Origin of the sequence: Gordonia sp. (in: high G+C Gram-positive bacteria) (genome assembly GCF_047600565.1) — a bacterium.
Lineage (GTDB): Bacteria > Actinomycetota > Actinomycetes > Mycobacteriales > Mycobacteriaceae > Gordonia.
In genome coordinates this window covers 813,851-827,761 of sequence record NZ_JASGKN010000001.1, presented here as the reverse complement: position 1 = coordinate 827,761, position 13,911 = coordinate 813,851, and the positions used below count along the sequence as shown (strand labels likewise).

At 70.3% G+C, this 13,911-nt stretch carries 8 protein-coding genes; 2 read left to right on the top strand and 6 right to left on the bottom strand.

The window, feature by feature from the left end; genetic code table 11:
* Positions 1-36: 36 nt before the first annotated feature.
* Positions 37-933: a hypothetical protein gene (locus QM774_RS03995; protein WP_414974653.1), complete on the bottom strand. Its 897-nt coding sequence runs from the start codon at positions 931-933 to the stop codon at positions 37-39.
* Positions 934-1,043: 110 nt separating this feature from the next.
* Positions 1,044-1,778, bottom strand: a complete 735-nt coding sequence (locus QM774_RS03990) for a VOC family protein (RefSeq protein WP_414974652.1) — start codon at positions 1,776-1,778, stop codon at positions 1,044-1,046.
* A gap of 56 nt (positions 1,779-1,834) precedes the next feature.
* On the opposite strand from QM774_RS03990, the gene QM774_RS03985 reads away from it, so the two are divergent.
* On the top strand, positions 1,835-2,668 hold the full coding sequence (locus QM774_RS03985) for a crotonase/enoyl-CoA hydratase family protein (protein WP_414974651.1): 834 nt from the start codon (positions 1,835-1,837) through the stop codon (positions 2,666-2,668).
* Here the strand turns inward: QM774_RS03985 and htpG are convergent.
* Complete coding sequence (gene htpG / locus QM774_RS03980) at positions 2,655-4,544, bottom strand: molecular chaperone HtpG (protein WP_414974650.1); 1,890 nt, start codon at positions 4,542-4,544, stop codon at positions 2,655-2,657. The two genes, QM774_RS03985 and htpG, sit on opposite strands and share 14 nt — an antisense overlap.
* A gap of 82 nt (positions 4,545-4,626) precedes the next feature.
* Here htpG and QM774_RS03975 point away from each other — a divergent pair, with 82 nt between their 5' ends.
* Positions 4,627-5,391, top strand: coding sequence for a PIG-L family deacetylase (locus QM774_RS03975; RefSeq protein ID WP_414974649.1), 765 nt, complete (start codon positions 4,627-4,629; stop codon positions 5,389-5,391).
* Here the strand turns inward: QM774_RS03975 and recD are convergent.
* From recD to recC, 3 genes are read right to left on the bottom strand one after another with little or no spacing between them, the layout of a single operon-like run.
* Complete coding sequence (gene recD, locus QM774_RS03970; protein ID WP_414974648.1) at positions 5,375-7,243, bottom strand: exodeoxyribonuclease V subunit alpha; 1,869 nt, start codon at positions 7,241-7,243, stop codon at positions 5,375-5,377. The two genes, QM774_RS03975 and recD, sit on opposite strands and share 17 nt — an antisense overlap.
* On the bottom strand, positions 7,243-10,566 hold the full coding sequence (locus QM774_RS03965) for a UvrD-helicase domain-containing protein (protein WP_414974647.1): 3,324 nt from the start codon (positions 10,564-10,566) through the stop codon (positions 7,243-7,245). The genes recD and QM774_RS03965 overlap by 1 nt, the downstream gene beginning before the upstream one ends.
* Positions 10,563-13,892, bottom strand: a complete 3,330-nt coding sequence (recC, locus tag QM774_RS03960) for an exodeoxyribonuclease V subunit gamma (RefSeq protein ID WP_414974646.1) — start codon at positions 13,890-13,892, stop codon at positions 10,563-10,565. The genes QM774_RS03965 and recC overlap by 4 nt, the downstream gene beginning before the upstream one ends.
* Positions 13,893-13,911: the final 19 nt, after the last annotated feature.

The following is a 13,911-nucleotide window of genomic DNA, read 5'->3' as shown; positions in this document are numbered from 1 at the left end:
CCAGCAGGTACCGGGGTTTCTTCGTCTCCGCGCTCCTCAGGGCAGTTGCGGGATGGGGTGCGATTCCAGGTCGCGGTAGGCGTGGATCCGGAAGGCCTCCGCCAGCGGCATCGTCAGGATCGTGCCGATCAGGACCATCCCGCCGACCCAGTTGTAGGCCCAGTGCACGATGGTCACGATGATCGAGTCGCCGAACTTGCCGAAAGCCAGTTTGGCCGATGCCTTCATCGCCTGCACCGGGGACAGGTTCTTGTCCAGAACCATGATCGGTGCGTACTGGAAGGCGAACATCGCGAGGATGCCCGGAACGATCAGGACGAATCCGACGATCGTGACCAGGGTGACCAGCAGTACCGTGCCGACGTAGGCGCCGGGCCGGGAAGGCTTCAGGAACGTGCCGGTGCTGACCGGCCGGCCGTCGGCGAACGCGAGGATGCCCGACTGCAGCCCGCCCTGCAGGTAGCTGGTCAGGGCGATCAGTGCGACGAGACCGAGCAGTATCAGGATCAATCCGTCGGGGTGGAACTGGAAATCGGTGCTGCTGTTGCTGTACGTGCCGGTCGCCGAGTCGTAGCCGGCGGTCGTGGTCGTCGTGCCGCGGAGCATCAGGAACACGCCGGCGATGATGACGCCCGCCCCGATCAGACCCGCGACGAACTGCAGGATGCCCGGCAGCATCATGCCGACCGGGTTGCGGGTGAACGCCTTCCAGGACCATGACACCGAGGTTCCGACATCCACTGTGCCGGTCGCCTGACGCGGGTAGGGACCGCCGGCCATCGCGGCGGGCGGATACGGATAGGCGCCCGGAGGAATCTGAGCACCCGGGTACTGGGCGTACGGCGCCTGGGCGTATTGGGCACCGGGAGGGATCTGGGCACCGGGAGGAACCTGGGCGCCCGGATACTGGCCGTACGAGGCCGCCGGCGGCATTCTGATCGTCCGGAGCGACCGGCGGAACCTCCGCCGCGGTCGGCGGCGTCTCGACGTTCTCGCCGCCGGTCTGGGGCTTGTCGTTCTCGGGTTCGGTCATGGTCCCGACCCTACCGCCGGGGCGGTGCCGGCTCGATCAGGATCGTCAGAACACCGAGCGCCGGTTCGCGAACGGTCGCGACGCGCGTGCCGGGCTTGCGACCGTCCTTCACCTCGGACGTCGCCAGGCCCGCTTCGGCCAGCCGCCGACACTCGGCATCCAGGTCGTCGGTGGCCCAGGCCAGACCCCACAGGGCGACCTCGTCCCCGGCCTGCGGGCCCGTCAGCACCTCGACCACCAGCGTCCCGGCCCGGAAGAAGATCTGGGATCCCGCGCCGAACTCCTTGATCAGCCGCAGGTCCAGGCCGAGACGCCCGGCGAACAGCGCCACCGCTCCGTCCACGGTCGGCGCGGTGAACACGATGTGGTCCAGCCGGCTCCGGCCGGCATGCGCACCGCCCGGTGCGGGAACGACGCCGACCGCCGGAACATCGACCATCCAGTGACCGGGCCGCCCGTCCCCCGCCTCACCCGAATCGGCCAGCGGGGCGCCGCGCCGGGCCAGCAGCGCCGCTGCGCGTTCGACGTTCACCACTGCGAAGGCCGCGCCCACCGTCACATCCGGCAGGCCCAGCACCCGGACAGCGGCGTTCCCGGCCGGCCACAGGCCCGAGTCCGAGTCGCCGTCCGGCTCGCCGAGCAACGCCGTGTAGGCCTGCGCCGCGCCGACGGCCCCGGGTAGCACCACGGCGACCTCACCGGTGCAGATCGACTCGGGCACGGAGGCGAGTGGCGCGTTCGACATGAGGAACATGGTGGCACGCCGGTCCGGTTCTGCGGGCGCCACCTACAGTGATCGTCATGAGCTACCGCGACACCGAGTACAAGGCCTTCGAACTGTCGATCCGCGACCACGTCGCCGAGGTCACCATGATCGGTCCGGGGCGCGGCAACGCCATGGGCCCGGACTGCTGGGCCGAGCTGTCCGTCCTCTTCGGCGGCCTCGACACCGACCCGGATGTGCGCGCCGTCGTGCTGACCGGCTCGGGCAAGAACTTCACCTACGGACTCGATCTGCCCGCCATGGCCGGCGACTTCGGGCCCGTCCTGGCACCGGAGGCCAAAGCCGGTCCCCGCACGGCGTTCCACGAGATGATCAAGAGCATGCAGGCCGGCGTCAACGCGGTCGCCGACTGCCGCAAGCCCGTCGTGGCCGCCGTATCCGGATGGTGCATCGGCGGAGGCGTCGACCTGATCACCGCCGCCGACATCCGTCTCGCCAGCGAGGACGCCACGTTCAGTGTGCGCGAGGTCAAGGTCGCGATCGTCGCCGACATGGGCAGCCTGGCGCGGCTTCCCCTCATCATCGGCGGGGGTCATACGCGCGAACTGGCCCTCACCGGTAAGGACATCGACGCCGCCCGCGCCGAGAAGATCGGGCTGGTCAGCGACGTGTATCCGGACAAGGACACCGCCGTGGAAGCCGCCCGCGCGATGGCCGCCGAGATCGCCGCCAATCCTCCGCTCGTGGTGCAGGGCGTCAAGGACGTCCTCGACCACAGCCGGTCCGCGCGGGTGCACGACAGCCTCCGCTACGTGGCCGCGTGGAACGCCGCATTCCTGCCGTCCAACGACCTCACCGAGGCCATGAGCGCGGTCTTCGAGAAGCGGCCGCCCGAGTTCACGGGAGAGTAGAAGTGAGGGTGTCGGCGAGCAGGGTCACGAACCCGGCGGGGTCGGCGAGCTCGCCGCCCTCGGCCAGCACCGCCATCCCGTACAGGAGTTTGGCGGTCGGTTCCAGAGCGGAGTGATCGTCGCCGGCGGCGAACGCCTTCTGCAATCCGATCACCAGCGGATGGTCCGGATTCAGTTCCAGGGTGCGCTTGGTCGCCGGCACCTGCTGACCGGAGGCACGGTACAGCTTCTCCAGTTGCGGTGACATCGAGAACTCGTCGCCGACCAGGCAGGCCGCCGAATCGGTGAGGCGCTTGCTCAACCGGGTCTGCGACACCGACTCGTCGAGCACTCCGGTCAGCCAGCTGAGCAGATCGGAGAACTCGCCGTCACGGGCCGGGCCGTCGTCGTCGCCGTCCAGGTCCACCTCGCCGCGCGCGACGGACACGAGCCGTGTGCCCTCGAAGTCGGTGGCGCCCCCGGGGCCACCGGACGTCCACAGCTCGTCCACCGGGTCGGACAGCAGAAGCACCTCGACCCCCTTGGCCCGGAACGCCTCGAGGTGCGGGGAGCGTTCGATCTGCTGCCGTGACTCGCCGGTCATGTAGTAGATGACGTCCTGATCGGCAGGCATCCGGGACAGATAGTCGGCGAGCGTCGTCGGTTCGGTGTCCGACGCCGTGGTGTCGAACACCGACGCGGACAGGATCACCGGCACGTTGTCCGGATCGTTGACCAGCCCTTCCTTGAAGACACGTCCGAAGTTCGTCCAGAACGTCCGGTAGTCGTCGGGACGGCGGTCACGCAGTTCCTGGATCGTCGAGATCACCTTCTTGACCAGGCGGCGACGGATCGCGCGGATCTGCCGGTCCTGCTGCAGCATCTCGCGGGAGACGTTGAGCGACAGGTCGGCGGCGTCCACCACGCCCTTCACGAACCGCAGGTACGGCGGCATCAGCTCGTCGCACTCGGCGGTGATGAACACCCGCTTCACGTACAGCTGGACTCCGGTGTGGTGTTCGGGCATGAACAGATCGAACGGCGGGGCCGAGGGGATGAACAGCAACGCCTGGTATTCGAAGGTGCCCTCGGCGTGCAGCGTGATCACGTCGAGCGGATCGTCCCAGGCGTGGGCGATGTGGCGGTAGAACTCGGCGTACTCCTCGTCGGACACGTCGTCCCGGCTCTTGGCCCACAGCGCCTTCTGCGAGTTCAGGGTCTCGTCCGACGCGTCCTCGCCGTCGCCGACCGTCATGCGGATCGGCCACGAGATGAAGTCGGAGTACCGCTTGACCAGAGCCTTCAGCACGGCCGGGTCGGTGTAGTCGTGGATCGAGTTATCCTCGTCGACCGGCCGCAGGTGCAAGGTGATGCGGGTGCCCTGTGGTGCGTCCGGGTCGTCGTCGATCGTGTAGGTGCCGTCACCGGTCGACTGCCAGCGGGTGCCGGTCGCCTCACCGGCCTTCCGGGTCACCAGTGTGACCTGGTCGGCCACCATGAACGTCGAGTAGAAGCCGATACCGAACTGGCCGATCAGGTCCCGCGGGGAGCCGTCACCCGACTCGGCGAGTGCCGCGCGCACCTGTGCGGTGCCCGACTTGGCGACGGTGCCGATCAGGTCGATCACCTCGTCGCGGCTCATGCCGATGCCGTTGTCGATGACCGTGAGGGTGCGCGCCTGCACGTCCGGAGCGAGCCGGATGTGCAGATCGGTGGCGTCACCGGCCAGTTCGGAATCCTGCAGCGACGCGAGCCGCAGCTTGTCCAGAGCATCGGAGGCGTTCGAGACGAGTTCGCGGAGAAAGCTGTCTTTATCCGAGTAGATCGAATGCACCATCAGGTCCAGCAACTGCCGGGCCTCGGCCTGGAACTCGTGGGTCTGCGCGGTCACGGTCATCTCCTCACCTGGTCTGCCGGTCACTTCCGGTGCCGTTCGGCGACGCCAGCTTACCGGCGCCCGCACACGTATCCTCGACGCTGTGTCAGTCGCACAGAACGTGATGTTCGTCCACGCCCACCCCGACGACGAGTCGTTGTGGACCGGAGGAACGATCGCCGAGATCACTGCGCGCGGCGACTATGCGTCGCTGGTCACCGCGACGTGGGCGCCGGGAACGCACCGGCACATCGAGTTGCTGGATGCGACGGCTGCACTCGGTATGGATGACGAGCCGATCATGCTCGGCTACGCCGACAGCCACGTTCCCGACTCCGCCCCCGGCGCTCCCCGCTTCGTCGACGTCCCGTTCGACGAGCAGGTGCAGGTGCTGACTCGTCTCATCCGCGCGCAACGGCCCGAGGCGATCGTCGGCTACGACTCGTTCGGCATCTACGGTCACATCGACCACATCCACGCTCACCGTCTGGCCGTGGCGTCGGCCGACGCCGCCGCCCGTCCGGGCTACGGCCCCGATCTCGGCGAGCCGTGGCAGGTGCGCTCGCAGTATTTCGTCACGCTGCCCCAGAGCACCGTCGACGCACTGCTGCCGCATTTCACGAGTGAGGCGCACATCCCGGTCACCGGAACTCCCGATGCGGCGATCGACGTCACGCTGGAGTTGCCGGCGCGCCTGGGCACCAAGATCCGCGCCATCACCTCGCATCGGAGTGAACTGTCGCGCAGCCAGTCGATGCAGCAGTTCGCCGCCCTGCCGCGTGAACCGCAGCGGCTGTTCCTGAGTTCGGAGGCGTACCAGCGTCGGGACCTGGTTACCGGCGGAGTAGAGCTCAGCCCAGCTCGGTGACCGCGGTGCGCAGCCCGCTCGCCCGGTGCACACGACGGCCGACCGCGGCACGCAACGATTCCGGTGTGCCGACGATGACGACGGTGTGCCGGGCCCGGGTGACCGCCGTGTACAGCAGTTCACGGGTCAGCAGCTCGGCGTCGGTGTCCGGAAGCACCACGGTCACGCCGGAGAACTGGCTGCCCTGACTGCGGTGGATGGTCATCGCGTAGACCGCGGAGGCGTCGGCGAGCCGGCTGGGGTGCAGGGTGCGGACCCGCTCCCCTCGCCCGAAGGCCACGGTCAGTCCCCCGGCCCCGTCGTCGATCACCACACCCGAATCACCGTTGTGGATGCCGAGCGCGGCGTCGTTGGCGTTCACCAGCAGCGGCTCGCCGGCGTAATCGCCGTACGGCACGGGCCCGACGTCGGCGGCGATCCAGTCGGTGATGCGCCGCGCCCATCCGGATACGCCGTGCAGGCCGTCCCGGTGCGCGCACAGGACGCGGTGGGTGGCGAGTGCGTCGAGTGCGGCGGCCGCGTCACCGGCCTGCGCGGCCGATCGCATCCGGCGGGCCCACTCGGTGACCTGCCGGCGGACCGGCCGCTCGTCGTCCGGGGCGAGCAGCACCACACGGCCACCGCCGGAATCCTGGTCGTCGTCGGCCTGAACCAGTTCGAGGACCCGGTCGGCGTCGCCGGCGTTGATCGCCGCGGCCACCTGCGCGATCCGGCCGTCGTAGCGGTGCCCGGTCTTGAGGGTGATGACGCCGTCGGCGAGCGCTGCCCGCTCGGACGGCGTGAAATCTCCGGTGTCGCCGACCACCTCGTCGAACTCCTCGGACAGCGGCGCCGGCGTGCGTTCCCGCTCGGTCAGATCGGCCAGCACGGCACCGGCGTCGACGGAGACGAGCTGGTTGGGGTCTCCGACGAGGATCAGCCGGGTATCCGACCGCAGGGACTCCAGCAGGCGGCTCATCATCGTCACCGCGAGCATGGAGGTCTCGTCGACCACGACCACGTCGTACGGCAGCCGGTTGCCGCTCCCGCGGACGAATGTTCCGTCGGGCCGTGAACCCAGCAGCCGGTGGACGGTGACCGCGGCCGGACGGGTGGTCAGCCGGTCGGTGGCGGCACGGTAGTCGTCGATGGACGACTGCAGCTGTGCCGCGGCGCGGCCGGTCGGCGCGCAGAGTCCGATGCGCAGGTCCGGACCCAGCAGTCGCTCCATGACCGCGAGGATCCGGGCGACCGTGTAGGTCTTGCCGGTGCCGGGGCCGCCGGCCAGCACGGTGGTCCAGGACGTCGCCGCCAGGGCGGCGGCGACGCGCTGGCGGGGATCGGGCGCGGTGGAGAAGACCTCGTCGACGGCGGACCGCAGGTGGGCCGCGTCGACGGCCGGACGGCGCTCGCCGCGCCGTTCCAGGATCTCGCGGATGCTCTGCTCCTGACGGAAGTACTTGCGCAGGTACAGCAGCGGCCCGTCCGCCGATTCGACGAGTGCGAGAGGTTTGAGCGGTCCGGTCGGGCAGCCGGTGACCAACGGCGAGGTCCGGAGAACCGCGGTGAGCTCTGCCGGATCCGGCCACGGCAGCTCGGCCGGCGGCACCGGGTCGCCGGTCTCGTCGACCGTCTCCGGAACCGCGATCTCACGGATCCGGTTCAGCTCCACGCACGTCGATCCGTGACGGACCGCCCGGACGGCCAGAGCCGTGGCGAGAAGCTCCGCGTCGGACACCTCGGCGCCGGACAGCGCGGCGACCCGGTCGGCGACATGGACGTCGGCGGCGGCGAGGATCCCCGCGTCGTTGAAGACGGCGAGGATGCCGTCCGCCGACACCACCGACTGCGCGGATCTGTTGCGAAGGTGCATCAGGCACCGCCCTTTCCGGCCAGCAGATCGGACAGGTCGGCGACCAGCGCCGCCGGCGGATGCCATTCGAAGACGCCGTATCCGCGGGGAGTGTCCGGTCCGGCCATGCCGCGGACGAAGTGGTACTGCACCGGCCCGAGGTGGCGGTCCGGTTCGTAATCGGCGATCCGCCAGCGCAGGTACCGGTGCAGGGCCACCGAGTAGAACAGCGCCTGCAGCGGATAGTGCGAACTCATCATCTCCGCCGCCATCGCCTCGGTATCGAAGTCCTGAACGGTCACCTCACCCGGATGCAGCCGGTTCGTCTTGTAGTCGACGACGGTGAACCGGCCGTCCGGACGGCGCAGCACCGAGTCGATGCTGCCGGTGAGGAAACCGCGGAACCTGTCGTCGGAGACGGTGCGCACCACGTCGGCGTACTCGTGCAGCGGATCGTCGGCGGGCAGGTGGCGGGCCAACAGGTCGCCGACGGCGTCGAGGGTCAGGCCGGGTGCGGCGAGCGCGAGCTCGAAGTCCAGTTCGGCGAGGCGGTCGGCCGGCCGGATGCTCCACAGGTCACCGAATCCGAGCGGCGTGGTCAGTACCCCGACCAGCGCCGCGGCGAGCCGGTCGACATCGACGTCGGCGCCGAGCCGGGCCGCACCCTCACAGGTGCGGGCGGTCACCTCCGCGACCGGGTCGGTCGCCGAGGTGTCGACGTGTTCGAGCACCTCGTGCACGAGGGTGCCGAACGCCGCACCGAAGGGCAGCCCGTTCATGAGCGACGGGGTGCCGTCGACGGCCGCCGGTTCGGCTGCGGGCTCGCCCGGCATCTCGGCCGGCTCGTCGGCGACCAGTCCGTCCTCCGGTTCGCTGCCGGTCTGCACGAGCGACGCGGCGTGTGCCCGGGCATGGGCGTCGGCGACGATCGCCGAGTACGACGTCCGGCGCCATTGCTGATCGATGTCCCGGCCGAAGGTCGCGGCGGCGAGTTCGGGAACGGGCTCGGTGACTTCGACGACCGGCCGGTGGACCGGCGAGCCCTCGTAGCCGGCCGGCTCGACCACGATCCCGGAGTCGGGCTCGGCGAGGGCCCGCAGCCGTCGGACGGCCTCGTAGTCGGTGGCGGGCAGCGCGACGGTGGTCGGCACGGTCTGCCCGTTTCCGGTGCGCTCGCCGGAGGTGAACAGCAGGCGATGCAGAGGTCCGGCCTCGGTGGTGGTCGACGGGGTCCACCAGAGCACCACCTGGGAGGCGGCGCGGGTCAGCGCCACGTACAGCAACCGCAGTTGCTCCCCGGCGTCCTCGTCACGGGACAGCGCCTCGCGGCGGCCGTGTCCGGGGGCCTGGCCGCCACCGACGTCCAGGCATCGCTGTCCCGTCACGCGATCGTGGAACAGGAAGGTCTCCGGTTCGTAGTCGGCGGCGCCGTCCCAGCCGAACGGCACGTAGACGATCGGGAACTCGAGCCCCTTGCTGGCGTGCACGGTCATGATCTGCACGGCGTGGGTATCGCGGTCCAGGCGGCGTGTCTGCGCACCGCCGTGTCGCAGCCGTGACTCGTCGCCCACCTGCTCCCCCAGCCAGGACGCGAGCGATGCGATCCCGGCACTGTGTCCGGAGGCCCGGGTGTTGCAGAGATCCGACAACTGCATCAGATCGGTGAGCAGCCGTTCGCCTCCCGGTGCACCGAGCAGTCGCGCCACGGTGTCGGACTCGTCGAAGAGGCGCGCCGACATCGATGCGAAGCCGCCGTCGGCGAACACGCGGCCGAGTTCGGCGAACCGTCCGGCCAGTTCTCCGACCAGGTGGTCACCGCCCGCGTCGAGTTCCGCGGCGGACAGACCGATCAGCGGGGTGAGGGCGGCGAGCCGCACCTGCGTGGTGCGGGACGGTTGCTCGGCGGCCTGCAGCACGTACCACCAGTGCCGGGCGGCGGCCGTCTTGAAGATCGAGGTCCCGGACCGCACGACCGAGGCGATTCCCCGGGCGGCGAGTTCGTTCTGCAGCGGTTCGACGGTCTTGTTCGCGCGGACCAGGATCGCGATGTCGCCGGGCTGCACGCGGCGGCCGCCGTCACCGTCATCGAGGGTGGTGGTCGACCCGAGCAGTGCGGCGATGTCGTCGGCGACGTCGGTGATCACCGTCGGGCGGGCCACCGCCACCTTCGGCACGTCCGCATCGTCGCCGTAGTCCTTCATCAGGAACGCGCGGATCCGCAGGGGCGGTGCCGAGTCCAGGCGGGATCCGGCACGCACCGCCCGTACCGGTGTGAACGCGATCCTGGCGTCACCGAACGTCGCGCCCTGCAGCAGCCGGTCCAGGGCACCCACCAGAGCTCCGTCGGAACGGCGGTTGACGCCGAGGCGGCGACGCTCGTTCGCCTCGGCGGTCGCGGCCAGGTAGCTGCGGACCTCAGCGCCCCGGAACGCGTAGATCGACTGCTTCGGATCGCCGACCAGGATCAGCGGAAGCCGTTCGTGGAAGCACAGCCGGACGATGTCCCACTGTTGCGGATCGGTGTCCTGGAACTCGTCGATCAGGACCACCGAGAACCGATCCCGGATCCGTGCCCGGGCCGCCTCACCGACCACCGGATCGGTGACGATCGCGTGCAGGGACTGCTGCAGATCGTCATACGTGCGGATCCGGGCCCACAGTTTGCGCAGCGCGATCTGTTCCCGGGCGGCCTGCGCGAAGCCGTACCGGATCTGCGACCGTTCGTCACCGTCGTCGGGTCCGGGGGTGAGCGTCGCGGCGCGGTCGGCGACCGCGCGGATCGCGATCGTCTGCGCCGGACCGAGCCCCGGCGCATCGGTGGTGTCCCGCGCGAACCGCGCGATGTACACGTCGCGGGCGAGATCCGCGACGAGATCGTCGGCGTTCTCCACGATCGGGTACTGCTGGTCGCGGCCGCCGAGAAAGCCCAGTGCAGCCAGCATCCGGTTGCAGAAGGTGTGCGTGGTGGCGACCGTGGCGGCGTCGAATCCGGTGAGCGCGTCGACCAGACGGCTGCGGCGCATCTGGACGGTCTCCGCATCACCGGCGCGCAACGCGGTCAGCACCTCGTCGTCATCGGCGGCCGGCGGCGACGCGAGAGCGGCCGCGTATTCACCGATCCGGCGCCGGGTCCGATCACGGAGTTCGTCGGACGCCGCATTCGAGAACGTCGCCATGAGCAAGCGGTCGACCGGCACGCCGTCGGCGATGTACCGCACGGCGAGCGACACGATCGCATACGTCTTGCCGGTGCCGGCGCTCGCCTCCAGCACCAGGGTGCCGGTCGGCAGCGGTGCGGTCGGATCGAATTCCTCGGTGGTCTCCGGGGCGGGTGTCTCGGTCATCGGCCACCGGCCTCCAGCAACGGTCCGTAGACCGCGACGGCCAGCCGGAGAAACAGCGGAGCGCCGTCGAGGGACGGAAGCACCCCGTCGAGGTCGGCGGCCACATCCGCGCCGAGCGCGATCAGTTCCGCGAACGACGGACGCCGCATCGGGTCGTCGTACAGGACCAGTCCGGTGTAGGGATCACCGAATCGGGAGCGCTCGTACATCTGCCGGGCCCGCCGCATCGCGCTGTCCACCCGGCGCCGCGTCAGGTAGGTCGAGGCCGCGGCTTCAGCGAGATCCGGTGGCAGCCACAACGGGGTGCGGACCCCGGCGTCCCGGACCGCGACGAGGGTCCGCAGGGGCTCGAGTGCATCGTCGGGCGTGGCCAGGCGCGCGAGCGCCGCCCCCGGTTCCCGACCGGGTGCCGCACCGATCAGCACCGTTTCGTCGATGCGCACGCCGGATCCCGCGGCGACGGCGAGCAACCTGATCCACGCCTGGACCCGCTGCCGTACACCGATCTTCGAGTAGCCGACCGGGATGAGGCGTTCGGCGAACGCATCTCCGACCGTGCCGTAAATGCGCCGCTCCTCGTCGATCCGGACCAGGACGTCGATCGCCTCCGGGTCACCCGCACGGTGGGACTGGGCGACCGCCCCGATCGCCGTGGCGCGCTCGGCGATCGAGCGGAATCCGGCCTCTCCCAGCGCGAACGGCGGCAACGTTCCGCGCCGCATCTCCGCGGCACCGACCGCGGCCGGGTCGGCGCCGGCCAGCAGCTGCCGAAGGTACCGGTCCCCGATCTTCCACTGCTCCAGATGATCGAGTTCGACGTCGAGTTGATCGGGATGCGCCGATTCGGCTTCCGGCAGCGACGTCTCCAGCCGCTGCCGCAGAAACTGTTCGGTCGGTGACCGGAAGAAGGCGACCAACTGTTCGAGGTCCAGGTCGACGGTGGCGGCCCCGGGCAGACACACCCGCGCCGGCACGGCCCTCGGCGGAACCGGGTCGGACGTGCGGTTCAGGACGCTGAGGGCCCGGGCTCCGTCGAGAAGGCGATCGTCGTAGCTGAACGGTCCGGTCCCCTCGGAGCGGAAGTTGCGTTCGTCGAAGGCGTGGAGGGTGTGCCGGTGAACCACCGCGGCACCGTCCGTGCCGAGCACGCGGCCGGCGGACTCGATGAGCTCGCTGACCACCACCGGCGGCGGCACCGTCGCGCCGGTGGTGGGGTCGGCGCCGGTGTAGAAGACCAGGAGGTGTTCGGTAGCGGCACCGATCGCGTCGAGGAAGGTCTGGCGGTCTTCGTCCCGCCGTTCCCGTTCACCGATGAGCGGAGTCTGCTGGAGGATGTCGTCGCCGTCGATGCCGCCCGCCCGCGGGAACGACGCCGAGTCCATCCCGAGGAGAACGACGGCCCGATGGGGCACCGAACGCATCGGGACGAGCGTGCAGACGGTCAGCTCGCCGGTGCAGAAGTTCGATCGAGTCGGCCGGGCCGCGAGAAGCGAGGCGACCAGATCGCGCAGATCCGGCAGCCGCAGCGTCACGGTCTCTGCCGACGGATAGTCGAGCGCCTCGGTGAGCATGCCGGCCGCCTGGGCCCGCTGCCATTGCGTGTCGAAGTCCGGTTCGGTCAGCGCGTCGATCGCGGTGACGAGCAGATCCGACCAGGCCCGCGCACTGTGGGTGCCGTTCATCTCGGTCAGCAGCCGGCCGAGCCGGTCGACCAGTTCGGTGAACCGGCCCGCCAGGTCGATGTCGGTGGAGTCGATGCCGTCCATGGGGAGCGCCACCGACAGCCACTGGTTCTCGGTCTCCTCGGCGAGCGTGCCGAGGAGCACCCGGTCGCGCCCGGTGGATGCGGTGCCCTGCGGGAAGCCGCCGAGGCCGAACCGGGCGCGCTGGGTGGCGTCGATGCCCCACCGAATGCCGGAGCGCTCCACCCAGCCGGACACCGTGTCGAGGTCGTCGTCGGTGAACCGGAACCGGCGCCGGACGGCGGGCGACCCGGCGAGGTCCAGCAGGTCTCCGGATCGCACGCGGCCGGCGGCGAGGTCGAGCACCCGGCCGATGACGTCGAAGATCTCGTTGGTCTCCCGCAAGCCCCGGTCGGCGAGCCGCACGCGCAGCGAGAAGCCGGGGTGTTCCAGACCGGTCTGGCCGAACGCGCCCTGGATGAGCGGTGCGAAGGCCTCCACGTCCGGGCACAGCACGATGACGTCACGCGATTCGAGGGTCGGATCGTCGTCGAACAGGTGCAGGAGCCGGTCCCGCAGCACCTCGACCTGCCGTTCCGGACCGTGACAAGCGTGGACCTCCAGCGACGTGTCCGCCTCTGTGCCGATCGCCTCATCGAGGGAGTCGGCGCGCAATCCCGCCTGCAGAGCCGCCAGGAGGGTGCCCGGCCGGGCGTCCGCGGGATGGTGGACGTCGCGGTCGATCGACGGCGTCATCACCTGCTGCAGTTCCTGGACATCACGGGACAGTGCGGCCAGCAGCGGGTGCGAGGGCCGCAGCGCACGCTCCAGATCGCGCGGTCCGGCCGGGTCGGCCGGCGCGGCGGCCACCGCGCGCCACAGGGCGTCCGAGGGATGCGGCAGGAACACCGACACCTCCCGTTCGCGGGCGAGTGCATCGAGCACGGCGCGCAACGACTGCGGGATCCGGGTCGGGCCGAAGAACGCGAGTCGCTCGGGCAGGTCGACGGCCGACGGGTCCGTTCGCAGACGTTCGAGAACCGCACCGGCCTGTTCGGCCAGGTGCGGCTGTCCGATGCGATCGCGCACCAGGCGCCAGAACCACGCCTGCCAGACCAGATGTTCGGGCAGCGGGCGGCCGGCGCCGTCCGTGTCGAGTCCGGTGGCCCAGTCGGCCAGCATCGTGGGCCGCTGCCACCCGTAGCCGGAGAAGAGTCGTGCGAGGGTCGAGGCGGTCGCGAGCCGGCGCCCGCTGCGCGGATCGGTGTCCGCGCCGCCCCCGAGGTGGTCGTGCAACACCGAGAGCCGGGGATCGTCGAGGTGGGCGTCGAGCACGTCCAGGACCGGCCAGCGCAGGCGGTCGGTGTACCAGGCGCGTGCGGCGTCCGGATCGTCCGCGGTGCCGATCACCACCTCCCGCAGCAGCCGCACGGGCGAGTCGAAAGAGATGTTGGCGGCGATACCGTCGCCGTCGGGTCCGGCACCGAGGGTGCCGGCGAGCCGCTGCCGCAACCAGCGCTCGATGCCGCGTTCGGGGACCGCCACGATCTCGGGCACCATCGGGTCCGGCAACGGTGTGACCAGCTGCGCGGCGAGCACGTCGGCCAGCACGTCGGCCCGCTCGGCGCGGTGAACCGTCAGCATCGCACCCTCAGACTCTCGG

What these genes read in the sequence shown, in the direction of transcription:
- recC (WP_414974646.1), bottom strand. Translation starts at nt 13,892, where the DNA reads ATGCTGACGGTTCACCGCGCCGAGCGGGCCGACGTGCTGGCCGACGTG.
- QM774_RS03990 (WP_414974652.1), bottom strand. Translation starts at nt 1,778, where the DNA reads ATGTCGAACGCGCCACTCGCCTCCGTGCCCGAGTCGATCTGCACCGGT.
- QM774_RS03965 (WP_414974647.1), bottom strand. Translation starts at nt 10,566, where the DNA reads ATGACCGAGACACCCGCCCCGGAGACCACCGAGGAATTCGATCCGACC.
- htpG (WP_414974650.1), bottom strand. Translation starts at nt 4,544, where the DNA reads ATGACCGTGACCGCGCAGACCCACGAGTTCCAGGCCGAGGCCCGGCAG.
- recD (WP_414974648.1), bottom strand. Translation starts at nt 7,243, where the DNA reads ATGCACCTTCGCAACAGATCCGCGCAGTCGGTGGTGTCGGCGGACGGC.
- QM774_RS03985 (WP_414974651.1), top strand. Translation starts at nt 1,835, where the DNA reads ATGAGCTACCGCGACACCGAGTACAAGGCCTTCGAACTGTCGATCCGC.
- QM774_RS03995 (WP_414974653.1), bottom strand. Translation starts at nt 933, where the DNA reads ATGCCGCCGGCGGCCTCGTACGGCCAGTATCCGGGCGCCCAGGTTCCT.